22 protein-coding genes and 2 pseudogenes are annotated in these 23660 nt (G+C 73.7%); 11 read left to right on the top strand and 13 right to left on the bottom strand.

The features are described 5' to 3' along the window. Window positions 1–50: 50 nt before the first annotated feature. Window positions 51–1112 carry a tRNA (adenosine(37)-N6)-threonylcarbamoyltransferase complex transferase subunit TsaD gene (tsaD, locus tag ACIQD7_RS07600; protein WP_402440410.1) on the bottom strand — a complete coding sequence of 354 codons (1062 nt, stop codon included), beginning with the start codon at window positions 1110–1112 and terminating at the stop codon, window positions 51–53. A gap of 245 nt (window positions 1113–1357) precedes the next feature. Here tsaD and ACIQD7_RS07605 point away from each other — a divergent pair, with 245 nt between their 5' ends. After that, on the top strand, window positions 1358–2344 hold the full coding sequence (locus ACIQD7_RS07605; RefSeq protein ID WP_402440412.1) for an MBL fold metallo-hydrolase: 987 nt from the start codon (window positions 1358–1360) through the stop codon (window positions 2342–2344). Between the two features lie 244 nt (window positions 2345–2588). Then, the gene (locus tag ACIQD7_RS07610; RefSeq protein ID WP_402440414.1) at window positions 2589–3425 is read left to right on the top strand and encodes a YqjF family protein; all 837 of its coding nucleotides are present in this window, start codon (window positions 2589–2591) and stop codon (window positions 3423–3425) included. Here ACIQD7_RS07610 and ACIQD7_RS07615 read toward each other — a convergent pair. The 3 genes from ACIQD7_RS07615 to ACIQD7_RS07625 all read right to left on the bottom strand — a co-directional run bounded on the left by ACIQD7_RS07615 (window position 3388) and on the right by ACIQD7_RS07625 (window position 6605). Next, entirely contained in the window at window positions 3388–3846 is a 459-nt protein-coding gene (locus ACIQD7_RS07615; RefSeq protein WP_402440416.1) for an SRPBCC family protein, read from the bottom strand. The genes ACIQD7_RS07610 and ACIQD7_RS07615 overlap by 38 nt on opposite strands. Window positions 3847–3996: 150 nt before the next feature. Continuing rightward, window positions 3997–6063, bottom strand: coding sequence for an NAD-dependent DNA ligase LigA (ligA, locus tag ACIQD7_RS07620; RefSeq protein ID WP_402440418.1), 2067 nt, complete (start codon window positions 6061–6063; stop codon window positions 3997–3999). Between the two features lie 146 nt (window positions 6064–6209). Next, window positions 6210–6605, bottom strand: coding sequence for a RidA family protein (locus ACIQD7_RS07625; protein WP_402441373.1), 396 nt, complete (start codon window positions 6603–6605; stop codon window positions 6210–6212). 132 nt (window positions 6606–6737) lie between these two features. On the opposite strand from ACIQD7_RS07625, the gene ACIQD7_RS07630 reads away from it, so the two are divergent. From ACIQD7_RS07630 to thpR, 4 genes are all read left to right on the top strand, one after another. Beyond that, on the top strand, window positions 6738–7712 hold the full coding sequence (locus ACIQD7_RS07630) for a helix-turn-helix transcriptional regulator (RefSeq protein ID WP_402440420.1): 975 nt from the start codon (window positions 6738–6740) through the stop codon (window positions 7710–7712). A 266-nt stretch (window positions 7713–7978) separates the two neighbouring features. After that, entirely contained in the window at window positions 7979–8917 is a 939-nt protein-coding gene (locus tag ACIQD7_RS07635; protein WP_402440422.1) for a peptidoglycan-binding protein, read from the top strand. A 54-nt stretch (window positions 8918–8971) separates the two neighbouring features. Further along, window positions 8972–10402 carry a choice-of-anchor A family protein gene (locus ACIQD7_RS07640; protein ID WP_402440424.1) on the top strand — a complete coding sequence of 477 codons (1431 nt, stop codon included), beginning with the start codon at window positions 8972–8974 and terminating at the stop codon, window positions 10400–10402. Between the two features lie 143 nt (window positions 10403–10545). After that, on the top strand, window positions 10546–11190 hold the full coding sequence (gene thpR / locus ACIQD7_RS07645) for an RNA 2',3'-cyclic phosphodiesterase (RefSeq protein WP_402440426.1): 645 nt from the start codon (window positions 10546–10548) through the stop codon (window positions 11188–11190). A gap of 25 nt (window positions 11191–11215) precedes the next feature. On the opposite strand, the gene ACIQD7_RS07650 is transcribed toward thpR, so the two are convergent. Together ACIQD7_RS07650 and ACIQD7_RS07655 are read right to left on the bottom strand one after the other, a co-directional pair. Further along, window positions 11216–11719, bottom strand: coding sequence for a hypothetical protein (locus tag ACIQD7_RS07650; RefSeq protein ID WP_402440428.1), 504 nt, complete (start codon window positions 11717–11719; stop codon window positions 11216–11218). A 103-nt stretch (window positions 11720–11822) separates the two neighbouring features. Further along, on the bottom strand, window positions 11823–13016 hold the full coding sequence (locus ACIQD7_RS07655; RefSeq protein ID WP_402440430.1) for an ABC transporter permease: 1194 nt from the start codon (window positions 13014–13016) through the stop codon (window positions 11823–11825). Between the two features lie 151 nt (window positions 13017–13167). Between ACIQD7_RS07655 and ACIQD7_RS07660 the strand changes: the two are divergent. Beyond that, window positions 13168–14343, top strand: a pseudogene (locus ACIQD7_RS07660) (transposase). 8 nt (window positions 14344–14351) lie between these two features. Here the strand turns inward: ACIQD7_RS07660 and ACIQD7_RS07665 are convergent. Beyond that, window positions 14352–14765 (bottom strand): MerR family transcriptional regulator, encoded by a 414-nt coding sequence (locus tag ACIQD7_RS07665; protein ID WP_402440432.1) that lies wholly within the window; start codon window positions 14763–14765, stop codon window positions 14352–14354. Between the two features lie 414 nt (window positions 14766–15179). On the opposite strand from ACIQD7_RS07665, the gene ACIQD7_RS07670 reads away from it, so the two are divergent. Both ACIQD7_RS07670 and ACIQD7_RS07675 read left to right on the top strand, forming a co-directional pair. Then, complete coding sequence (locus ACIQD7_RS07670) at window positions 15180–16670, top strand: SulP family inorganic anion transporter (RefSeq protein ID WP_402440434.1); 1491 nt, start codon at window positions 15180–15182, stop codon at window positions 16668–16670. Window positions 16671–16919: 249 nt separating this feature from the next. After that, window positions 16920–17837, top strand: coding sequence for a recombinase family protein (locus tag ACIQD7_RS07675; protein ID WP_402440436.1), 918 nt, complete (start codon window positions 16920–16922; stop codon window positions 17835–17837). Window positions 17838–17970: 133 nt separating this feature from the next. Here ACIQD7_RS07675 and ACIQD7_RS07680 read toward each other — a convergent pair. From ACIQD7_RS07680 to ACIQD7_RS07690, 3 genes and pseudogenes are all read right to left on the bottom strand, one after another. Continuing rightward, window positions 17971–18279 (bottom strand): annotated as a pseudogene (locus tag ACIQD7_RS07680) (hypothetical protein); the annotation flags it as partial. After that, complete coding sequence (locus tag ACIQD7_RS07685) at window positions 18276–18593, bottom strand: hypothetical protein (RefSeq protein ID WP_402440438.1); 318 nt, start codon at window positions 18591–18593, stop codon at window positions 18276–18278. The pseudogene ACIQD7_RS07680 and the gene ACIQD7_RS07685, both read right to left, overlap by 4 nt. Before the next feature lie 57 nt (window positions 18594–18650). After that, window positions 18651–19340 (bottom strand): DJ-1/PfpI family protein, encoded by a 690-nt coding sequence (locus ACIQD7_RS07690; RefSeq protein ID WP_402440440.1) that lies wholly within the window; start codon window positions 19338–19340, stop codon window positions 18651–18653. 215 nt (window positions 19341–19555) lie between these two features. Here ACIQD7_RS07690 and ACIQD7_RS07695 point away from each other — a divergent pair, with 215 nt between their 5' ends. Beyond that, window positions 19556–20494, top strand: a complete 939-nt coding sequence (locus ACIQD7_RS07695) for a GlxA family transcriptional regulator (RefSeq protein ID WP_402440442.1) — start codon at window positions 19556–19558, stop codon at window positions 20492–20494. A gap of 61 nt (window positions 20495–20555) precedes the next feature. Here the strand turns inward: ACIQD7_RS07695 and ACIQD7_RS07700 are convergent, their stop codons facing one another. Next, window positions 20556–21098, bottom strand: a complete 543-nt coding sequence (locus tag ACIQD7_RS07700) for a GNAT family N-acetyltransferase (protein ID WP_402440444.1) — start codon at window positions 21096–21098, stop codon at window positions 20556–20558. A 96-nt stretch (window positions 21099–21194) separates the two neighbouring features. Here ACIQD7_RS07700 and ACIQD7_RS07705 point away from each other — a divergent pair, with 96 nt between their 5' ends. Next, on the top strand, window positions 21195–21533 hold the full coding sequence (locus ACIQD7_RS07705) for a thioredoxin family protein (protein WP_402440446.1): 339 nt from the start codon (window positions 21195–21197) through the stop codon (window positions 21531–21533). A gap of 61 nt (window positions 21534–21594) precedes the next feature. On the opposite strand, the gene ACIQD7_RS07710 is transcribed toward ACIQD7_RS07705, so the two are convergent. Together ACIQD7_RS07710 and ACIQD7_RS07715 are read right to left on the bottom strand one after the other, a co-directional pair. Continuing rightward, the gene (locus tag ACIQD7_RS07710; RefSeq protein WP_402440448.1) at window positions 21595–22254 is read right to left on the bottom strand and encodes an MSMEG_1061 family FMN-dependent PPOX-type flavoprotein; all 660 of its coding nucleotides are present in this window, start codon (window positions 22252–22254) and stop codon (window positions 21595–21597) included. Window positions 22255–22314: 60 nt separating this feature from the next. Continuing rightward, on the bottom strand, window positions 22315–23436 hold the full coding sequence (locus tag ACIQD7_RS07715; protein ID WP_402440450.1) for a hypothetical protein: 1122 nt from the start codon (window positions 23434–23436) through the stop codon (window positions 22315–22317). Between the last annotated feature and the right edge of the window lie 224 nt (window positions 23437–23660).

The following is a 23660-nucleotide window of genomic DNA, read 5'->3' on the forward strand; positions in this document are numbered from 1 at the left end:
TCTCACTGCTTCCGGTGGAGGGGGACGATCGGGTTCCGGCGGGGGGGCGGTCAGGCGGCCCGGGCGGGGAGCGGGGTCAGGGAGGCGTACTCCAGGGGCGCGGACGGGTCGATGGACACGTCCAGCGGCGCGGGCTCCGCTCCCGAGCGTACGAGGAGGTCGCCGACGGCGGCGATCATGGCGCCGTTGTCGGTGCACAGGGTCATGGGCGGGACGCGCAGCTCGATCCCGGCGGCGGCGCACCGCCGCTCGGTGAGGGCGCGGACGCGGGAGTTCGCGGCGACGCCGCCGACCACGATCAGCGTCTTGACGCCGTACGCCTCGCAGGCGGCGAGGGCCTTGCGGCTGAGGACGTCGGCGACGGCCTCCTGGAGGGCGGCGGCGCCGTCGGCGACGGGCACGTCGAGGCCCTGGAGGCGGTGCTTCTCGACCCAGCGGGCGGCGGCGGTCTTGAGGCCGGAGAAGGAGAAGGCGTACGGGTCGTCCCCGCCCCGGGTCAGCGGCCGGGGGAAGGCCACCGCGCGCGGGTCGCCGTCCCGGGCGGCCCGGTCGACGGCGGGCCCGCCGGGGTAGGGCAGGCCGAGGATGCGGGCGACCTTGTCGAAGCACTCCCCGGCCGCGTCGTCGAGGGTGTCGCCCAGGTGCAGGATCGGCTCGCGGACCAGGTCCCGGACGAGGAGGAGGGAGGTGTGGCCGCCGGAGACGACGAGGACGACGCAGGGGGTGGGCAGCGGGCCGTGCTCCAGGGTGTCGGCGGCGACGTGTCCGGCGAGGTGGTGCACTCCGTAGAGCGGCACTCCGGCGGCGTAGGCCAGTGTCTTCGCCCCGGCGAGTCCGACCTGGAGGGCGCCGGAGAGGCCGGGGCCGGTGGTGACGGCGACCGCGTCGATCTGGCCCAGCCGCAGCCCGGCCCGGTCGAGGGCCTCCCGGACGACGGGGTTGAAGGAGTGCAGGTGCGCCCGGGCGGCGATCTCGGGCACGACCCCGCCGAACCGCGCGTGCTCGTCCATGCTGGTCGCGACGACGTGCGCGAGCAGCTTCCCGTCCCGCACGATTCCCGCCCCGGTCTCGTCGCACGAGGACTCGATCCCGAGGACTACTGGTCCGCTCACCGTTCCACTCCTTCTGCACTATCTCTGCACTTGCAATATATGTGCAACAAGGGGTGCGGGGACGAACGGACCGGGGCCGTCGAAGGCCCGGATCCCGGCGGCGTGCGATGACATGATGATCGTCACGGGCAGGTGCCCGGGGCCGGTGGGCCCGTGCCGCCGCCCGCCCGTCGTCCGTGACGTCCGTCGGCTGCCATCGGAGGAGAGCACGTGGAAGACCGGATACGGCAGGAAGGGGCCGGACGGTGAGCGCGCGACAGGCCCCGCCCCCGCTGCCCTCCTGGGTCACCTGGTGGCAGCGGCCCTTCCCCGACGCCAACACGCTGCTGCTCCACGGGCGGCGGCTGGCCCTGGTCGACTCCGGTTTCACGGGGCACGCCGAGGAGACCGCCGACTGGGTCCGCGCCCGTGCGGGCCGCGTCGACCTGGTGGTCAACACCCACTGGCACTCCGACCACGTCGGCGGCAACGCGCTCCTCCAGGCGCGGGGCGCGGGCATCGCCGCCGGGGCGCCGGAGGCCGAGGCGCTCGCGCGCCGGGACCCCGGCTGCTGCGCGGCGGAGTACCTGGACCAGCCGGTGGCCCCGTACACCGTCGACGTGTCGCTCGACGACGGGCAGGTGCTCCGGCTCGGGGACGCCGACTGGGAGGTCGTCCGCACGCCCGGGCACACGCCGGGCCATCTGGCCCTGTGGCAGCCGGACGAGGGGCTGCTCGTGGTCGGGGACGCGCTGTCGGACTACGACGTCGGCTGGGTGAACCCCGCCCTCGACGGCCCCGGGGCGGCCGCCACCGCGCTCACCTCCCTCGAACGGATGGCCGGTCTCGGTGCCCGCGTGGTCCTGCCGTCCCACGGCCCGGTCCCCGCCGACCCGGCCGCCGCCTTCGCCGCCGCCCTGCGCCGGGCGCGGCGCCTGGTCGACGATCCCGCCGGGGCCGTGTGGTACGGCGCCCGGCGGATCTTCGCGTTCGCCCTGATGATCCGCGACGGCATCCCGGCCGGCGAGGTCGAGCCCTATCTGCGGGCCCGGGCCTGGCTGACCGACGCGGCCCGGCTCCTGGACCTCGCGCCGGAGGCGCTGGCCACCGAGCTGGTCACCTCCATGCGGGGCAGCGGCGCCGTCGTCCTGCGGGACGGGCGCCTGTACGCGTCCGCCGACCACACCCCCGTACCGGCCGGGTCGCTGCGGGTGCCGTACCCGCGCGCGTGGCCGGTCCCGGAGCCGCGCTGACGGGCGCCGCGCGGCGAGGGCCGGGTTCGGGCGGTCGCCCGGCGCGGCAGCGCCTCGCCGTCGCGGGCACCGCCTCGCCGTCGCCGAGCGGCACGGCAGAGGCCTCCGGCTCCCGCGGACGGTCGAGCACGGCGAGGGGCCCGGGCGCGCGGGTGCCGTGTGGTGAGGGGCCCGGGCGTGCGGGCGCCGTGCGCCCCGGGGGTCGCCGCTTCCCCGGCCGCCCGTCCTGCCGGATACTTCTGCGATGCCGCCGACGCAGACCGCCCCCGAGCCCGAGCCCGTCTCCGCCGATCCCCCGTCCCGTGCGGGCCGCACCCTGCTCACCCAGTCCTGGCTCGACCTGGCGTTCCTGCACTGGCCGGTGGAGCCCGCCGAGGTGGCGCCGCTGCTGCCGGCCGGGACCGTGCCCGACACCCTCGACGGAGTGACGTACGTGGGGCTCGTCGCCTTCCGGATGCATCGCGTCGGGTGGTTCCGGCTGCCGGGGCTCCCCTACCTCGGGAGCTTCCCGGAGACCAACGTGCGGCTGTACTCGGTGGACGCCCACGGGCGCCGGGGCGTCGTCTTCCGGTCCCTCGACGCGTCCCGGCTGATCCCGGTGGCCGTGGGGCGGTGGGCCTTCCGCATCCCGTACGTGTGGTCGCGGATGTCCGTCCGGTACGACGGGACGACCGTCGCGTACGAGAGCAGCCGGCGGTGGCCCGGGCCCCGGGGGGCGCGCAGCTCGCTCGCCGTGGAGGTCGGGGAGCGGGTCGGGGAACCCACCCCGCTCGAACACTTCCTGACGGCCCGCTGGGGGATGCACAGCGCGTTCCGGGGGCGTCCGCTCTACCTGCCCAACACCCATCCCCGGTGGCCGCTGCACCGGGCCCGGCTGCTGCACTGCGACGAGACGCTGCTCGCGGCCGCCGGTCTGCGCGGGTCCCTCGGGGAGCCCGTCAGCGTGCTCTACTCGCCGGGCGTGCCCGTACGGTTCGGCGCTCCGCCCCGGCTCCCGGCCGGGCCGGTCGTGCCGCGGCCCCGGCGGGACGGGGACCGGCCGGTCAGCGGGGAGGGATCGCCGCCTCGGCCGCTGCCCTGATCCGGGCGGCGAAGGCGTCGGCGTCCTTGCGGACGGCGGCGAGCGCGAGGCCGACGAGGAGCTTGCCGAGCCCGTGGCCCTCCAGGACGTTGAAGATGCGGACCCGCGTTCCCCCGCCGGGGAGCGGCTCCAGGTCGTAGCCGCCCTCGCGGGCCGTCACGCTGTTCTTCGAGACCTCGGCCCACCGGATCCGCGTCGGCGCGTCGAGGGCGGTGATGCGGAACTCCCGCGCGGACTTCATTCCGGCGTCCTTCACGGTGCTGCGGAAGACCGTGCCCACGGCGGTGGGGCCGTCGGGGATGCGGTCGATCCGCAGGACCCTGGGGCTGAACTGGGGGTCGTTGCGTCCGTCGGCGAGGTACGCGAACACGTCCTCGACCGGCCGGTCGATCTCGGTCGTCGCTTCGAACTGTCCTGACACGGGTCTCCTCCGGTCGGCCCGGCCGTGCCCCTCCCCCGCGTCGTGCCTCCGGTCCGGTCGCGACGGCACCGCGACCCTATGCGACCTCCGGGCCGCCCGCACGGCGAGCGGCGGCCCGGCCGGTCGTGCCCCGGGGCCCGGAGGTCGTACTCAGTCCAGGTGGTCGGCGACCAGGGTGGCGAAGTCCTCCGGGGTGAGGACCTCGACGCCCGCCTCCCGCGCCTTGACCGCCTTGGAGCTCGGCTTGCCTCCGGCGGTCGGGGCGGCGACCAGGAAGGCGGTCCGGGAGTTGACGGAGCCGCCCATGCGGCCGCCGGCCCTCTCGATGAGCGCGCCCATCTCGGAACGCCCCCAGCCGTCGAGGGGGCCGGTCATCTTCCCCGTCACGACGACGGTCTTCCCGCTCAGCGGCCCCTCGACGGCGTCCTCGTCCCGCTCAGGGCGCGGCTCGGTCATGGTGACGCCGGCCGCGATCAGCTTGTCGATCACGGGGGCGAGCGCGGCGACCTGCCCGACGACGACCGGGGCCTTCTCCGGGCCGATGCCCTCGACGTCCTGGAGGGTGTCGGCGTCGGCCGCGCGGATGGCGTCCATGGTGCCGAAGTGGGCGGCGATGCGCCGGGACATGCTGCGGCCGGTGCCGGGGATGCCGAGGGCGCAGAAGACGCGGCTGAGGGGGCGGGACTTGGCGGTGCGGATCTGCTCGGCCAGTTTGGCGCCGCGCTTGGCGCTGCCGGAGGCGGTGGTGAGCTGCTCCTCGGTGAGGGTGAACAGGTCGGCGACGTCGGCGACGTCACCGGAGGCGATCAGCGCGTCGACGTACTTCCTGCCGAGGCCGTCGATGTCGAGGATGTCGCGGCCGGCGGCGTACTCGATGAGCGGGGCGAGCGCGCAGGCGGTGCCCTTCGCGCAGCGCCAGCGCTCCTGGCTCTTGTCGATCCCGCCGCCGCAGTGGGGGCACGCTTGGGGCAGCGGGACGGGGACGGCGCCCTCCGGGCGGAGTTCGACGACGGCGGCCTGGACGCGCGGGATGATGTCGCCGGCCTTGTAGACGGTCACGGTGTCGCCGAGGTGGAGGTCGCGCCGGAGGATGTCGGCCGGGTTGTGGAGGGTGGCGCGGGTGACGGTGGAGCCGTCGAGCTCCACCGGGGCGAGCACGGCGGTGGGGGCGAGCACGCCCGTGCGGCCGACCTCCCAGAACACGTCCTGGAGCACGGTCTGCCGTTCGACGGCGGGCAGCTTGTAGGCGACGGCCCAGTAGGGGAAGCGGGTGCCGAAGCCGGCCGTGGCCTGCTCGGTGGCGCTGTCGGCCTTGACGACGACGCCGTCGATGCCGAACGGCAGGCTCGCGCGCAGGGCGGCGATCGCGTCGACCCTCTCCTGCGCCTCGGCGAGCGTGGCGACGGTGTGCAGCCCGGCCGGGGTGTCGGCCGTGGTCCGCACGCCGGTCCGGGCGACGGCGGCGAGGGTCTCGGCGTGGCCGGTCCCGGCGGGCAGGAAGGGCACGCCGTCCAGTTCGACGGCGCCGTACGCCCAGAAGGTCATGGCGAGCCGGTACGGGCGGTCCTTCGCCCGCAGGGTGCCGGCCGTTCCGTTGCGCGGATTGGCGAAGACGGTGGCGCCGTGCGCCGTGCGCGTCTCGTTGGCGGCCTCGAACTGCTCCTGGGTGAAGAGGACTTCGCCCCGGGCCTCGAAGGTGGCGGGCACGGGCAACCGCTCGGGGAGGCCGACGACGGTGCCGATGACGTGGCTGACGTCCTCGCCGTGGGTGCCGTCGCCGCGCGTGACGATCTGCACGAGGCGGCCGTCGCGGTAGCGGGCGGCGACGGCGGCGCCGTCCATCTTCGGCTCGACGGTGAACCCGCCCTCCGGTTCGTGTCCCAGGCGGCGCTGGAGCGAGGCGCCCCAGGCCACGAGCTGTTCGGGGGCGAAGACGTTGTCGAGGCTGAGGAGGCGCGAGGTGTGGGCGACGTCTCCGGCGGGGGCGGCGCCGTCGGCGACCAGGTCCGTGGGCGAGTCGGGGGCGGTCTCGTCGGGGTGCTCCGCCTCCCAGTCCAGCACCGCCAGGCGCAGCCGGTCGTACGCGGCGTCGTCCATGAGGCTGTAGCCCGCGCCGTAATAGGTGTGGGAAGCCTCGCGCAGGCGCTGGACGGCGGCCTCGTACTCGGCGCGGCCGGACATGCGGAAAGACGCCTCAGCGGCGGAAACGTTCGTCATGGGAACATCCTTGCCCATGGGTCTGACAACGCCCGGAACGGCGTTCCCGGCCCGAGGACTTCGCGCCGCCGCCGAGGCCGTTCCGCGCGCCGCCCGCGCTCCCCGTTCCCCCTTCCGGAACGGGGAGCGCGGGCGGCGCGGTCGCCTCACGCCACGGCGGTCCCCTCCAGCTCGACCATCTGGCCGGGGATCGCCAGTCGCGTCACCCCGAGCATCGTGGTGGCCGGTGCCACCCCGGCGGCGCCCAGCCGCGCCGCCAGCACGCCGTAGTGCGGGAAGAGCAGGTCGACGTCGGTCGTGTAGACGTTGAGGCGGACGAGGTTCGCGAGGGACATCCCGGCCTCGGCGAGCACGGCCTCCAGGTTGTCGATGCCGAGCGCCAACTGCGCCGCCATGTCGCCGTCGTGCTCGGGCCTGCCCTCGCGGCTCGTCGCGGTCTGCCCCGAGACGTAGAGGGTCCGGGTGTGTCCGGACACCAGCTCGCCCTGGTTGAACCCCAGTTCCTTGGACCACGTCACCGGGTTGACCGCCGTTCGTTCCATCGTCACATCAGCTCGTTTCGGTAGGGGTACGCGCACCCGGCGGCCGGGCGGCCGCCGGGCTTCGGCGTCGTGATCAGGAGCCTTCCAGCGAAACGTGACACCCCCCGTCACGTATTCGGTACGGTTCCCGCCATGCGCGCGGATCGGCTGGTCTCGCTGGTGCTCCTGCTGCGCCGGCACGGCCGGCTGACCGCGGGGGCGCTGGCCCGCGAGCTGGAGGTGTCCACCCGCACCGTGCTGCGCGACATCGAGGCGCTGTCCGCGGCCGGCGTCCCGGTCTACGCCGAGCGCGGCCGGCACGGCGGCTTCGCGCTGCTGCCCGGCTTCCGGACCGAGCTCACCGGCCTGAACCACGACGAGGCGCTCGCCCTCCTCGCCGCCGGATCGGGGCGCGGCGAGCAGGTGTTCGGCCTCGGCCCGGCGCTCGCCTCGGCCCTGCGGAAGGTGGTCGACGCGCTGCCCGAGAGCCACCGGGCCACCGCGGACGACGCGGCCCAGCGCTTCCTCGTCGACCCGGAGACCGATCTGCTCTCCCGCCGGCCGGTCACCGAGGGGGTGCCCGACACCACGATGACCGTGGTCCGGCGCGCCGTGCTCGCCGGACACCGGCTGCGCATCCACTACGCGGCCGCTGGCCAGGAACCGCGGTGGCGCACGGTGGACCCGATCGGCCTGGTCACCGTGCGCGACCGGGCCTATCTGCTGGCCACGCGCTCGGGCGAGGACCGCACCTACCGGCTGTCGCGGGTGCTGACCGCCGAGGAACTCCCCGAGGCGGCGCGGCGGCCGGGCCGGGTCGACCTGGACCGGATCTGGCGGGAGCGCTCCGCGCGGTTCCTCGCCGGCGGCGACCACGTCGCCGTGTCGGTGCGGGTGGACCCGGCGCGACGGGAGGAGTTGCTGGACACCGTGCTCGCCGTCCGCGCGGAAGAGCCCGACGCGGACGGACGGCTGCGGCTGGAAGTGACCTTCCAGGACCTCCGGCACGCCGAGTGGGCGCTGTGGCGGCTCGGCACGGACGCGGAGGCCCTGAGCCCGCGGACGCTGCGCGCCTCCCTGCACGACCGTGCCGTCGCGCTGGCCGCCCGGTACGGCCCCTCGTCCTGAGACGACCGCCGGACCGGTGGCCGGATCGGGCGCCGGACCGGGCGCCGGACCGATCGCCGGATCGGTCGCGTCACCGGCGGGAGGGGCCGTCCCGACGCCCCTCCCCCTGTGACCTGCGTCACGCGTTAAAAGTCCTTTAAGAAACAAGGTCTCAGAAGGCCCAATTTGCACCAGTTCGAGCACAGTTGACGCTTGCTTTGAACAGCGGTCAAGATCTCCACGACTTCGCCACACCTCCCTCGGCTTCACCTCATCTGGAGCACTTGATGCGCAACAGGGCTGCCCCGATCACAGCGGTCACTTCCGCCACCGGTGGATCGGCGGGCGCGGAACACCGGGGCGACCGCGTCTTCGGGAAGGTCGCGGAGCCGGACCGGGGCGAGACGGGGGCGCGGGGGCAGGACATCGAGCTCTTCGACGCGACCGTGCGGCTGCCGAAGGTCCCCGCCGGGGACACCGCGCCCGCCCCCGCGTCACGGCGGTCCCGGCGTGCCCGCCCGGCAGCTCCGGCGTGGCGGTCCATGCCGCTCCCCCTGATGCTCGCGGGCGCGCTCTCCGCGGGGCTCGGTGCCGCCCTTGCGGTGTGGCTCTCCGCCGAACCCGACGCCGTACCGGCGTCGAACCCGTCCGTCTCGCTCCCCGTCCTCGCGACGCACGTCCCGCCTCCCGCCCCGGACACCGCGTCCGGCGCGCCGCCGTCCGCCGGGGCGGGCGCCGCGCCGACGTCGCGCTCCGTCTCTCCCCCGGCCGGTCCCTCCGCGTCCGGGACGCCGTCCCCCGACCCCACCACCGCCTCCCCCACGGGCGCCGCCTCCCCCGGCGCCACGCCCTCTTCGGCCGCCGCGAGCGCTCCGGCGCCCACGCTGTCGCCGTCGGACCGCCGCCACCGCCCCTCGCACCCCGACCGGGACGAGGACGGACGGGACGAGGACGGACGGGACCGGGACGACCGGGACCGGGACGGGTGGAACGACCGGGACGGGAGCGGGCGGGACGGGGTGCGGCGGGGAAGCACCGGCCCCGACGTCGTCGACCTCCAGCGGCGGCTCCAGCGGCTCCAGCTCTACATCGGCCCGGCCGACGGCGTCTTCGGCGAGTCCGTGGAAGTGGCCCTGCGCCGCTACCAGGTGGCGCGGAACATCCCCCAGGAGGACGGCGTCTACGGCCCCCTGACCCGCGCCGTCCTGCGGGCCGAGACCGACTGACCCCACCCCCGGACCACCCACCCCCCTCACAGGAAACCAGAAAGGTTCACGCACATGAGCTACACCGGAAGAGCAGGCACGCGGCTGAGCGGCGCCGTGGCCGTCGCGCTCGTCCTCGGCCTCACCGGCGCGGGCGACGCCCTGGCCGCGCCCCGGGAACCCGCGCCGGGGACCGCCCGGACGTGCCCGGCTCCCGGCCAGGAGCCCGGGATCGGCCACGAGCCGCGCTTCCTCGACGCCAACGTGGCCCTCTACGCCGGCGGCGACTACACCGCCGACGGCGGCACCGCCGAGGCCGAGGGCCTGCTCGTCATCGGCGGGAACGCCACCTTCGCCAAGGCCTCCGGCGGCACCTTCAACGTGGGCCGCGTCGGCGCCGGTTCCGGCATCCTGCCGGACTCCGGGGCGGTCATGCTCTCCGTGGGCGGGAACCTGACGATCGCCCGGGGCACCCGGGTCGACGTCGGCCACGGCCTCACGGCCGGCCCCCGCTACGGCGGCGCGGTCCGCGTCGGCGGGAAGATCGACGACAAGGGCGACCTGGAGACGAACGGCGGCAGCCGCGCCTCGGACCTGGGCGCGCGGGCCGCCCTCGCCCCGTACGACGCCTTCGGCGAGACCATACGGGGCGAGTCGGCGTCCCTGGGCGCGCTGAAGCCCACCGGCACGAGCGAGCGTTCGGGCGACACCGTCTCCTTCAAGGGCGGCGGCTCCGGCAGCCCGCAGGTGTTCGAGATCGCCGCCGGGAAGCTCGACGGCGCCTCGTCCTTCGACTTCCGGTCGATCCCCGACGGGGCCCCGGTCGTGGTGAACGTGACGGGCGACCGGGCGGTCGGCATCTCCCCGCTGTCCGTCGGCTTCAACGGCGACCGCGTGGACGCGTACGGCTCGGCGCGCTTCGGCGAGGCCGCGTCCCGGATCCTCTACAACTTCGAGGCGTCCCCGTCGCTCACCCTCGGCGGCGGCGGGAACTTCATGGGCTCGATCCTCGCGCCCGTGGCGTCCGCCGACCTGACGGCCAGCACGAACGGCCGCGTCTACGTCGGCGGGGACCTGCGGACCCACGGCTCGGGCAACGAGACCCACAACTACCCGTGGAACGGTTCCTCGACCTTCTCCTGCAAGCCGACGCCGGGCGGCCCGGGCACCACGCCCACGCCCACGTCCACGCGGCCCGGGACCGAGCCCTCCGCCCCGGCGCCCTCCACCGCGCCGCCCACCGGCGAGGGCACCACTCCGGCCGCGCCGGGGACGACGGCTCCGGGGACCTCCGGGCCCTCCGCGCCGCCCACCGAGGACGCCTCCGCGCCTGCCGCGCCCGGCACGACGGCGCCCTCGCCGTCCGCCACCGGCACCGGTGACGGCTCGCTCGCGACCACGGGAGCGCAGTTCACCCCGTACGCGGTGGCCGCCGGAGTCCTCGCCGCCGCGGGCGCCGGGATCCTGCTGCTCACCCGGCGTCGCCGGGCCCTCGGCCGGCACTGAGGCGAAGCCGCTCCCGGCACCGGCACCGAGCGGGGCCGGTGCCGGGAGCGGCGCCCCGGCCGCGTACCCTCGCCCCGGAGCGGCGCTCCGTCCCGTTCCGGCGGGGCGCGGCGGCCGGACGCACGACGAGTGGGGAACGGAAGATGGGCGAGGAGCCCGGGCAGAGGACACGGGCCGCCGAGTCCGTCGGGGACACCGAGCCCGGCGGGGACGTGCGGGGGCGGTCCGCGACCGTACGCGTGTTCATCGCGCTCGCGCCGCCCGACGACGCGAAGGACGAGCTGGCCGAGGTGCTGGGCCCGGCCTACGCGGCGTACCCCCGCCTGCGGTGGAACCGCATCGAGGACTGGCACATCACGCTGGCGTTCCTCGGCGAGCTGCCGGTCGCGGCCGTTCCGCCCCTCCGGCCGCCGCTCGCGGACCTCGCGGCCGCGCGCCGGCCGGTCGAACTGGCGCTGCGCGGCGGCGGGCACTTCGACGACCGGGTGCTGTGGACCGGGATCGACGGGGACCTGGACGGGCTGCACGGGCTCGCGGCCGAGGTGCGCGCCGTGGTCGGCGCGTGCGGGATCCCCTTCGAGCACCGGCCGCTGCGCCCGCATCTGACGCTGGCCCGCGCCCGCCGCGACGATCCGGCCTCCGTGCCGGAGATCGCCACCGGGCTCGCCGGGTTCACCGGGCGCCCGTGGCGGGCCGCGCGCCTGCATCTGGTCGGCAGCGACTTCGGGCGCGGCCCGGGGCCGATCCGCTACCGCGACATCGAGTCCTGGCCCTTCGCCGGGGTCTGAACCCGCCCTGTCCGGGGGCGGGTGCTCATGGGCCATACATTCCCCGGCAGAGGTCGGCCGCACCCATCGGGGCCCCGATCCGTTCGGCCTGGCGGCAGAGGCGGCGCATCTCGGGCTGTCCGGCGGCGGGGGCGGACGGGCGGCGGTGGGTGCGGAGGGACGGCTTCTTCTTCGGGGTACGGGGAACGGCTCGCGTCCCCTTCTTCTGCGTCCCCTTCTTCTGCTGTGTGCTCTTCTGCTGTGTGCTCTTCTTCGTCGGCTTCGGTTTCTCCTTCTTCTTCGGTGCCGGGCGGTCGGAGGCCGGCGTTCGCGCGGGTTCGCCCCGGGGTTCCGTGGTGGCGAGCGCCTCGCGCGGGGCCGCCTGCGTGGGCGCCGGCCAGGTCGGCAGCGGCGCGGGGGCCCGTTCGGCGGCCGGGGCGAGGGCGGCGGGGCGGTCCGGCGGGCGCGGCGCGGGGCCGTGCGGGACGGCCACGCAGCCGGCCGTGAGGAGCGCGGCGGTCAGGAGGTACGCGGTGCGGCGGGCGTGCATGGGGCCACGCTGCCCGAGCCCGTACGGGACGGGGAGGCGGCCCGGCCCGTATCACCGTGACGAGTGAACCGGGGCCCGTGGCCGGACGGACCCCGGGGCCGGCTCACGTCGCGTTCAGGGCCTCCGTCGGGTGGAGGCGGGAGGCCCGGATCGCCGGGTAGAGGCCGGCGGCCGCGCCGATCAGGAGGGTGGCGGCCAGTCCTCCCGCCAGGGACCAGGGCGGGACCACCGGCGTCCACCTCTGGAAGCGGGCGAAGCCGTACGTCGCCGCCGCGCCCAGGACCGCGCCCGTCACCCCGCCCAGCGCCGAGAGCAGCAGCGACTCGGTGAGGAACTGGAGCCGGATCGCGCTCCGGGTCGCGCCGAGCGCGCGGCGCAGGCCGATCTCCCGGCGCCGTTCCAGGACCGAGACGACCATGGTGTTGGCGACGCCCACGCCGCCGACCAGGAGGGCGACCGCGCCCAGGCCGAGCATCAGGGCCGTCAGGCCCTCGTCGACAGCGGCCCTGGCGGCGAGCGTGTCCGAGGGGCGGGAGACCGTGACGCCCGCCTCGTCCCCGGGCCTGAGGGTGCGGGCCAGGACCGCCCGTACGTCCTCCACCGAGGCGTCCGTGGACCGTTCGAAGACGGTGGTGGGATGCCCGTCGAAGCCGAAGTGGCGTTCGGCGGCGGGGAATCCGATCAGGGCCACCCGGTCCAGGGTGGGGACCAGTTCGATCGGCTCGAGGATGCCGACGACGACCACGCGCGTGTCGTTCATCATGATCGTCTCGCCGGGCCGGGTGACGCCGAGGTGGTCCGCCGCCACCGCGCCGAGGACCGTGACGGGGAGGCGCTCGCGGGCCCGGTCCAGCCAGACGCCCCGGTCGACCTCGCCGCCGAGCGCGGTCAGCAGGTCGGTGCGGGCCGCCTGGGTGGTGACGCCCGCGGTGCGCTCCTCGGGGACCATGTCGCTGCGGCGGACGCGGGCGTCGACGTCGGCCGTGGCGGTGGCGTGCCGCACCGGCCCGATGCGCTCGACCATCGCGACCGCGTTCCGGGGCAGCCGGACCCTGTTGCCCGTGGCGTCCTTGCCCGCCTCGGCGGTGAGGAGGTTGGTGCCGAGGCGGTCGAGCCGGGCCATGAGGTCGGCGCGGCTCGATTCGGACAGGCCGACGACCGCGACCACGGTCGCGATGCCGAGGGCGATGCCGAGCGCCGAGAGGACCACGCGGGCGCGCCGGGCGCGGAGGCCGACCGCGCCGACGCGGAGGACGTCTCCGGGCGCGAGCCGGGAGGGCCTGGGGTCGTTCCTCATGGACCGGCCACCTCCGTACGGGGGCCGGGGCGGTGGGCGGCGCGGATGTCCGAGACGATCCCGCCGTCCCTGAAGCGGATCCGGCGCGGCAGCGAGGCCGCGATCTCGTTCCGCGAAAACCTATCCAAGGACGTCCTGCGCCGGTCAGCTGCTGTTGGTCCTGTTCGGCCTGGGCACCAACATGGGCATCAAGCGCGTCGCGGTCACCGACAGGCACGGCGAGTCCGAGGCAACGCTGCGCCGGGTGCGGCACCTGTTCGTCAACCGGGCCAACATGCGCGCCGCGCTGGTGAAACTGGTCAACGCCACCTTCGCCGCCCGCGACGAGATCTTGTAGGGCAGCAGCACCGCGTGCGCGTCCGACAGCCGCAAGTTCGGCGCCTGGTCCTCGAACCTGATGACCGAGTGGCACCAGCGCTACCGCGGCCCCGGCGTGATGATCTACTGGCACGTCGAGCGGAAGTCGGTGTGCATCTACTCCCAGCTCACGTCCTGCTCGACCTCCGAGGTCGCCTCGATGATCGAAGGCGTGCTGCGGCACTGCACCGACATGGAGGTCGACCGGCAGTACACCGACACCCACGGCGCGTCCATCGTCGGCTTCGCCTTCGCCCACATGCTCGACTTCAAGCTGATGCCCAGGCTGAAGAACATCGGCTCCGCCCGGCTGTACCGGCCGGCCGCAGGCGAGGACGACAACTGGCCGAACCTCGCGCCGGTGCTGTCGACCAAGACGATCAACTGGGACCTGATCCGCCAGCAGTACGACCAGATCGTGAAGTACACCACCGCCCTGCGCCTGGGCACCGCCGAGGCCGAGCAGGTCCTGCGCCGCTTCACCCGCGGCGGCCCCAAGCACCCCGCCTACCAGGCGATCGAGGAACTCGGCCGGACGGTGCGTACGGCATTCGTCTGCGACTACCTCGCCGATGTCGAACTGCGCCAGGAGGTCCACGAGGGATTGCAGGTCGTGGAGAACTGGAACTCGGCGAACAAGGACCTCTTCTACGGCAAGGACGGCGACCTGGCCGGGGCGGACAAGGAGTCCCAGGAGGTGCCCATGCTCGCCCTGCACCTGCTCCAGTCCGCCCCCGTGCACGTCAACACACTGCTGATGCAGCAGCTCCTCGCCGATCCGAAGTGGGCCGACATGCTCACCGACGCCGACCGGCGGGCCCTGTCCGCGCTGTTCTGGACGCACGTGAACCCCTACGGCCGGTTCGAGCTGGACATGAACAGCCGTCTGGAGCTGGACCTGACCGCCACGGCCAGGTCGGTGCCCGGCCCACGCCGCCCACAGGACGAGGCGGCACCGGCCGGGACGTGATGCCCGGTTCAGGCACGGGCGGCCGAAGCCTTCTGCTCCAGGCGGGCACCCAGGGTGTCGGCGAAGTCCTCAGCGCGGGCCAGCTGGACGCGGAGCTTCTCCACCTGCTCCGTGGCGGCTTGCCGGTAGGTCCGTACGCGCTCCTGGAGGGCTTCGCGCTCGTCGGCGTCGAGGCCGGTGCCGTCGTCGAGGCGGTCGGTGGCGTCCAGGAGGTCGCGCATCTGGTCCAGGGTGAAGCCGAGGGGCTTCATGCGGCGGATGACCATGAGGCGGGCGACGTCGGCTTCGGTGTAGAGACGGAAGCCGCCCTGGGAGCGGGCGGAGGGGATGACCAGGCCAGTCTCCTCGTAGTGCCGGATGGTGCGCAGGGACAGCTCCGTCCGCGCGGCGACCTCGCCGATCTGCATGTGCTTGTCGTCCACGCCCGTGTCCCTGACCCTTCCCGTCGTGGCTGGCCGCGTCCCGTGCGACCCCACCGCCCTCTACTCTAACGTTAGGGTAGAGTTGATGAAGGCGAGGGCGGCTCGGCTGCCCCGCCGCTGCCGTTTCCGGGGCCGATGGCGCCCCCGGCGAAGATCCGATTCTTGCAGGAGAGAGCGTGCGCGAGCCCATGACGCCGACCGCCGCCGCCTGCCCGCCGTGACCCTTCGCCCTCCGATGTGAGCCGACCGCCTCCGTGCGCTGCCTCACATCTGCCTTCCACGACTTCCGGCCCCGTCCAGTGGGCCGTCCGTGGGGTGCCGGCCCGGCCCCCGCATGTCCTTCCCGCACGCCCCGGCCTGCCGTAGGGGTGTGCCCGAGCACGACAGGTACGCGTTTCCTTGTCTTCTGCTGCTGTGTCTCCCGCCGCGCGGCTGCGCGGCCTCAAGCCCGACTGGATCAACAACCCCAAGGTCTGGCGCACCGAGGTCCTCGCGGGCCTGGTCGTCGCCCTGGCGCTGATCCCCGAGGCGATCTCGTTCTCGATCATCGCCGGTGTCGACCCCGCGATCGGCCTGTTCGCGTCCTTCACCATGGCCGTGGTCATCTCGATCGTCGGCGGCCGACGGGCGATGATCTCCGCCGCGACCGGCGCCATCGCCCTGGTCATCGCCCCGCTCAACCGAGAGCACGGCCTGGGTTACCTGATCGCCGCCGTCATCCTCGCCGGCGCCTTCCAGGTGATCCTGGGCGCAGTCGGCGTGGCGAAGCTGATGCGGTTCATCCCCCGCTCGGTGATGGTCGGCTTCGTCAACGCCCTCGCCATCCTGATCTTCATGGCCCAGGTCCCGGAGATGACCGACGTCCCCTGGGCGGTGTACCCGCTGATCATCGGCGGGCTGGCACTGATGGTGTTCTTCCCGAAGATCACCACCGTGATCCCCGCCCCGCTCGTCTCCATCGTCATCCTGACCGTGATCACCGTCGGCGCGGCCATCGCGGTGCCGACCGTAGGCGACAAGGGGGCGCTGCCCTCGTCCCTCCCGGTGCCGGGCCTTCCCGACGTGCCGTTCACGCTCGACACGCTGACGACGATCGCCCCGTACGCGTTCGCCATGGCGCTGGTCGGCCTCATGGAGTCGCTGATGACCGCCAAGCTGGTCGACGACATCACCGACACCCACTCCAACAAGACCCGCGAGTCCATCGGCCAGGGCACCGCCAACATCGTCACCGGCTTCTTCGGCGGCATGGGCGGCTGCGCCATGATCGGACAGACGATGATCAACGTGAAGGTCTCCGGCGCCCGCACCCGCCTGTCCACCTTCCTCGCCGGCGCATTCCTGATGGTGCTGTGCATCGCCTTCGGCCCGGTCGTCTCCGACATCCCCATGGCCGCCCTCGTCGCCGTCATGATCATGGTGTCCTTCGCCACCTTCGACTGGCACTCCATCGCGCCCAAGACCCTCAAGCGGATGCCCGCGGGCGAGATCGGCGTCATGGTCATCACCGTCGCCGCGGTCGTCGCCACCCACAACCTCGCCATCGGCGTCGTCGTCGGCTCCATCACCGCCATGGTCATCTTCGCCAAGCGCGTCGCCCACCTCGCCGAGGTCACCCGGCTCGTCGCCCCGAACGGCACGAGCGTCCTTTACAGCGTGACCGGCGAGCTGTTCTTCGCCTCCTCCAACGACCTCGTCGGCCAGTTCGACTACGCAGGCGACCCCGACAAGGTCATCGTCGACCTGTCTGCCGCCCACGTCTGGGACGCCTCCTCCGTCGCCGCCCTCGACGCCATCGAGACCAAGTACAAGCAGCGCGGCAAGACCGTCGAGATCACCGGCCTGAACGACCCCAGCGCCGACCTCCACGGCAAGCTCACCGGCGAGCTCGCCGGCAGCCACTGACCCCCGTCACACGCACCAGCGGAAGGACCCCGACCCAACAGGGCGGGGTCCTTCCGCTTCGCCATCGCGCTGCACAAGACAAGGCACTGTCGTCAAACGATTCGTTTGACGACAGGCAAGCCGCGCGTCCAATGAACCCACGCAATCAGGGGGTTCGAGGCGGCCCGAATCCCATCAGATCCGATGGCGATTGCTGACAGGGTTTGACGACAGATAGGGTCCGATCCTCCGTACGGAAGGGGACCTTCGGTGGCGAACCTGGTCTACAAGCGGGTCTCGACCGACCAGCGGTCCACCGCCCGGCAGGACCTCGTCCTGGGCGAGGCCGGGATCGAGGACCCGGTCGTCTTCGAGGAGCAGGCCGGCACCTCCAGCCGCCTCCACCCCCTCCAGCGTCCGAAGTTCGGCGAGCTGCTCACCTACGCGCGGCCGGGCGACACCGTGCACATCTCCGAGATGTTCCGCCTCGTGCGCGGCAACCAGCACATCCTCGACGTGCTCGACGTCCTGCACCGCGACCGCCTCGCCCTGCGCATCCACGACGGCGCGTTCTCCGCCATGGACCTCACCGCCCGCCACCCGCGCACCGGCGAGCTGCTGTCCACCGTGAAGTTCATGGTGCGGACCCTCGCCGCCGCCGGCGAACTACAGCGCGACCTCCAGCGCGAGCTGACGTACGACGGTCTGCGCGCCGCCGAGGCCAAGGGAGCGAAGGGCGGGCGCCGCCCTGCGGTGGCGGCCGCGACGGCCGCCGACGTGCGCACCGCGTACCTGGAAGGGCGCTCCATCGCCGCCCTCGCCCGCGAGCACCAGGTCAGCCGCGGCGCTATCCGTACCGCCGTCGCCGACCTCCTGCCCGAGCACACCGCCAGCGAGGAGGACGCCGCCGCCCCGGAGCTGCCGGTCACGCTCGACATGCCGGGCAAGGTCGCCGACCACCTCCGCAGCACCGAGCTGGAGCCCGCCGAGCGGGCCGCGCTCGACCAAGGGGTGGCCGTACGGCGCGGCCAGGGCTACACCCTGCGCGTCAGCGCCGTCCCCGCCGTCCACCGCCAGCTCCTCGTCCGTTGCCAGCCGCTCGACGGCGGCCAGGGCATCCCCGCGGTCCCGGCCCAGCGCAAGGCCCGCCGCGAGTACGAGAACCGGGTCAGCGCACTCACACCCTGACCATGATCCTTCTCAGCGCCAACCGCTGTACCGATGTCCGAGGCCGTGTACCGCCGGCCTTCACAGCGAGGCCGGCCCCGAGCGTCACGCAGCGCTACATGTCCGTTGGCCGTAGCTATACGAGAGCAGGGCGGTCCTGGGCGGGCAGGACGAGGACGCCGGCGGCGGCCGCGGTCAGCAGGACCGAGGCGATCAGCCAGGTGTCGCCGAGGACGCCGAGGACGCCGGCCGTGGCGAAGCCGAAGACGGGGACGGCGGTGCCGACTCCGGCGTAGACCCGGCAGATGCGGTGCAGTGTGCGCAGGGTCGTCCGGGCGTCGCCGTCGACCGGGTCGCCGAGGGCGCGGCGCAGCGTCGCGGGGAACATGCTCGCGGCGACGGTGACCGGGCCCACGGCGACGAGGGCGGCCAGGACGTGCAGGGAGAGGAGGAGGTCGGTCACGCCCGGTCCTCCGGGGCGGTCCGGCGCTCGCCGGTGACCTTCGAGGCCGGGAGGCGGCCGGCCCTGGAGGTCCCCCGGAGGGTGTCGCCGTCGACCGTCACGTCGAACGCGAGGTTCAGCCGCACGGGCTTGGTGACGGACTGCTTCCAGGTGAGCCGGTCGCCGTCGAGGGCGAGGTCGTGGAGCGGTACTTCCTCGCCCGCTCCGTGGGCGACGCCGGTCAGGACGGCGTCCCGCTCACGGAGTTCGACCACGGCCTTCACCGTGCCGATGGGGGTGGAGACGGACAGATTCCAGGTGCCTTCGACGGACATGGTGTCGTTCTTCCTGACGGTGCGACGCGGATGGACAAGGGAAAAAGCGGGTGGGGTTCAGAGGGCGGCGGGGGCCGGGCCCCGGGCGCTCCAGACGGTGCCGCGCCGCTCGTGGGCGAACAGCTCCTCGACGGCGTGGGCGATGCGGGGGCCCGGGCCGCGTTCGAGGAGGTACAGACCCAGGTCGAGTCCGGAGGTGACGCCGGCGCCGGTGACCAGGTCGCCGTCGTCGACGACACGGGCGCGGATCGCGCGGGCGCCGGTGGCGTCCAGCATGTCCAGGCCCAGGTGGTGGGTGGTGGCGTGACGGCCCTCCAGCAGTCCTGCCATGGCCAGGACGAGGGAGCCGCCGCAGACGGCGGCGACGGTGACGTCCGGGTCGTCCATCGCCCGCTTGAGGAGCGCGGGGAGGCCGGTGGTCAGAGTGCGGGCAAGGAGCACCGGAACGAACTCGTCCCGCCGCCGCTCGTCGGCGCCCGCCTCTTCCTCCGGCACCTCGCCGGGCTCGCCCACGCGGCCCGAGGCGCCGGGCACCAGCACCACGTCCGCCCGCCCCGGGTCGAGGGTGCCGGTGGCGCGCAGCGCCAGCCCTCCGGTGCCGCCGACCACCTCGCGGGGGCCCTCGGCGGAGACCAGCTCGACGGTCACCGCCCCGCCCGATGCCGTGCCGCCGGCGTACAGCACCTCGTAGGGGGCGACGACGTCGAGCGGGTCGAACCCGTCGAACAGGACGATCTGGACGTGCACGGGCGTTCCTCCGGGGTTGTTCGGGGCCGTTCTCTCTTTCCGGCTTTCCGGCACGCTGAAGTCAACCGTCCGCCGGTCCGGCCGCCCAGTGGCAGGAGTGACAGGTTTCAACGGGAAATCGCCACGAGCTTTCGAAGGGTCTGCCCGTACGGTGACATGGGGATGTCCGGATACCGTCCCAGGTCCGGCGTACGGCGAAGAGGTAGGTTCTGGCCATGCACACCGTCGCCGTTCTCGCGCTGGACCAGGTCATCCCGTTCGACCTGTCCACTCCGATCGAGGTGTTCTCGCGGACCCGCCTGCCCGACGGGCGGCCCGGCTACCAGGTGCGGGTGTGCGCCGAGCGCGACGAGGTCGACGCCGGGGCCTTCGCCCTGCGGGCACCCTGGGGCCTGGAGGGCCTCCGGGACGCGGACACGGTCGTCGTGCCTGGCGTCGCCGATCCCGCGGCTCCGCTCTCCCCCGCCGTACGCGACGCGCTGCGGTCGGCCGCCGCCGACGGCACCCGGATCGCGTCCCTCTGCGTGGGCACCTTCCCCCTGGCCGCCACCGGGCTCCTGGGCGGGCTGCGCGCCACGACACACTGGCGGGCGGCCGGGCTGCTGGCCTCCCTCCACCCGGACGTGGACGTCGACCCGGACGTCCTCTACGTCGACAACGGCCAGTTCCTCACCTCGGCGGGCGCGGCGGCGGGCCTGGACCTGTGCCTGCACATGATCCGCCGGGACTACGGGTCGGCGGTCGCGGCCGACGCCGCCCGCCTGTCGGTGATGCCGCTCGAACGCGAGGGGGGCCAGGCGCAGTTCATCGTCCACGACCACGCCCCCGCGCCGCAGGGCTCCGAGCTGGAGGCGCTGCTCGCCTGGCTGCGGGAGAACCTGTCCCGCGACCTCACCCTGGCCGACATCGCCGCGCGCGCCGGGACCAGCACCCGGACCCTGATCCGGCGGTTCCGCGACCAGACCGGCACCACCCCGCTCCAGTGGCTCCACCGGGCCCGCATCCGCCAGGCACAGCACCTGCTGGAGACCACGGAGCACTCCGTGGAGCGCATCGGCGGCCAGGTCGGCTTCGGCTCGCCCACCACGTTCCGCGACCGCTTCAAACGCACCACCGGCGTCAGCCCGCAGACCTACCGACGCACCTTCGGCTGAACCGGCGCGCGGGGGTCGACGGCCGGGCGCCGGCCCCGTGGATCCGCACGGCCGATCGGGTTCAGCCGGACGGCACGGCCGGGGACCGCAGGCCGGACCACTGTTCGGCGCCGTACTCCTCGAACCGTTCCACCTCGGTGAACCCCAGTTCTGCCGCGAGGCGCATCGCGCGGTCGTTGGCGGCCCGGGTGCGGAGCGCCACCGGCTCGCCGGGAAGCTCCCCGGCGAGCCAGTCGAGGACCGCCGCGCAGGCCTCGGCGGCGTACCCGTGTCCCCACGCCTCCGGCAGGAGCATGAAGCCGAGTTCGACCCCTCTGACCCCTCCGGCTCCCGGGCGCTCCACGTCGCGCCGGTCGAGCGTGATCACGCCGATCATCGCTCCGCCGAGGTCGACCACGAACAGGCCGGGGCGCCGTCCGGGCACCTCGGGCATCGCGCCTTCGAGCTCCTCGCGCGGCCGGGACCCGCCGATGTGGGTGCCCACCTCCGGCGACGCGAACAGTTCGAGGAAGGCCGCGCGGTCCCGGGCCTCGGACGTACGGAGCACGAGCCGCGCGGTCCCGATCGGAGCGGGCGGCCAGGTGACGGGGAGCGGTCCGGTCATGGCGGGCAACCTATCGCGCGCCCGCCGGGCGCGGCCGTCCGGGCCGGGCGGGGGATGATGGGGGCGGAAGAAGGCGGCACGAGATCAGGAGCTTCCATGGCGAAGCGGGTTCACCAGCCCCGCGAGGACGCCGAGTTCGATTTCATCCTCAGGATGAGCGGAGTCCCGGTCCTCGCGTACTTCATCGGCACGTGGCCCAAGGCGATCGAGGCCTGCCGGGCGATGGACCTCGTCGTGGGCGGCATCGCCGACGAGTACGCGGGCCGCCTGACGGCCGTCCGCGCCGACATCACGCGCTGCCCGGCCTCGACCGGGCGGTACGGGATCACCGGAGCCCCGTCCTACGTCCTCCTGAAGGAGGGGGAGGCGGTGGCGCACGGCACGGGAATCATGACCACCACGGAGATCCGGGAGCTCCTGGCCGCCCACCTCTGACGGGCCATTCCACGACCGGCCCCGGGGCGTACAGGCGGCCTGCCGATCCCCGACCGGCCCGTCACTCGTACCGGTACTTCAGCGACTCCGCCTCCGCCCGCTCGATGTCGGCGATCGTCAGCTCCGGCATCCGCAGCTGGGCCAGCGTCACCTCGGCGGAGGTCGGCTGGGCGTCCGCCGGCAGCCACTGTTCCGGCTTCCAGGCGCCGCCGCGCAGGAGCGACTTGGGGCAGTGCGGGTAGACCTCCTCGATCCCCACCACCAGCGCGCTGGCCGGCGGCTTGCCCACGGCGGTCAGTTGCGACAGCAGCTCCGGGCGGGTGGAGACGCAGGCCCGGCCGTTCACCCTGAGCGTCGTGGTGCGCCCCGGGACGACGAACAGCAGCCCGGCCCGCCCGGTGGCGACGACGTTCCGCAGGGTGTCCAGGCGCTTGTTGCCGGTCGCGTCCGGTATCGCCACCGTCCGCGCGTCCAGAACGGCGACGAATCCGGCGGGGCCGCCGCGCGGGGAGACGTCACAGTTGCCCTCGGCGTCCGCGCTGGCGACCAGCACCAGCGACGAACACCCGATCAACCGCCTCGTCTGCCCGGTGAGTTCGGTCATCTGCTTGCGCAGCGCCGCGTCCTTGGGAAGCTCGTAGACCCGGCGGAGCGCCTCCTGGTCGGAGACGGCGTCGATGTGGAGCGAGTCGAAGGCACTGCCGGTGAGGGATGTCGTCATGCCTCCGACCTTATGGGGCCGCTCGTATCGAGGCCCTTCCGCCGTCGAAGCAGGTCGACGTCACACTCGGCGGCAGCGGTCCCGGAGTTCGGAAAGGACGGTCTTCCGCCGCGTGCTGACGTCACCGGCCACCGCGGCCACCCGGTCGGCCGCGTCGAGGAGGTCGCTCAGGTCTCCCGGCTCGGCGGCCAGGCGCCGCCACACCTCGGCGGGATCGATGTCGACGAGGCGGGCGAGCCGTTCGTCGACCACCTGATGCCGGTCCCGGACCAGCCTCACCAAGTGCCTCATCAGCAGCGCCTCGTCGTCGGCGATCTTCTGCTCCGCCCTGAGGACGAGCCACGCCACCCACAGCATCGACTGCGGGTGCCGGCTCCGCTCGCTCAGCTCCTCGGCGATCTCGATCACCCGCGCCTCGTTCCGGAAGACGGCTTGCGCGTGTCGTCCCGCGAGCAGTGTCGTGTAGCGGTTCAGCACCACCGCCAGGGGGACACCGATCACGGGGATGCCGATCTTGATGATGTTCCGCTGCAGGAGGTACCTTCCGACGACGGGAAAGCTCCTCGCGGCGCCCAGTACCGCTCCGGAGTAGAAGCGTTTGACCAGCGGCCGTACGACGAGCGGGACCGCCTTGCCCACGCTCCCCCGGGCCACTTCCCCGCTTTTGATCGTGAAGGCCACCCGAATGAGCTTCCACATGTCCTCGGGGTCGGACAGGTCGAGCGGGACGCGGTAGAGGACCGCGATGTCATAGGCCAGGCGGAGCTGGAGCCGGGTGATGAACACGACGTCGACCATCAAGGTCGCGACGGCGGCCGGGACGGTCGCCGGCGAGGCGCCTCCCAGACTCCCGATGGTGGCGGCGACGGCCGCCGAGTAGGCCCCGGCGGACAGCCCGCCTTCGAGCGCGGCGTAGCGGGCCGCCATCTTGATGCGCTGATCGACGACGGCGTCCGCGGGCACGCCCTCGTACCGCTCCTGGAAGTACTGCCAGTCGACCTTCTCGGTGTAGGAACTCATGGCCTGGGTGAGGAGCCGGGTGAACCAGTTGCCCGACTTGATGTCGTCCGGGCTCAGCCCCTTGACGAAGTCCCGCATCTCGGCCCGCTCGCGCTCGACCTCTTCCCGGTCGGCGTCGTCGTCACCACCGGCATCAACGGCGTCCATCAGGGTGTCGGTCATGATCGGTCCTCCTGGGCGGGTCGGTGTCCAGCAAGGTTCCCAGGTCCCGGGCGCTGCCGCTGCCCTCTTGGCAAAGCAACTTGGTAACCGAACCTCGTTCGGGACAGGCCCCGTTGGGCTGCCCTCCAGCGCGTCCCGCGCGATTGTTCTGCGAAGGGGCCCTTCTTCGCCCGCAGGTTCCTGAACCGTCGACCGGGGCGGCGGCGCCCTGCCGAGGGCACTAC

The organism is Streptomyces sp. NPDC093071 (genome assembly GCF_044754545.1).
Lineage (GTDB): Bacteria > Actinomycetota > Actinomycetes > Streptomycetales > Streptomycetaceae > Streptomyces.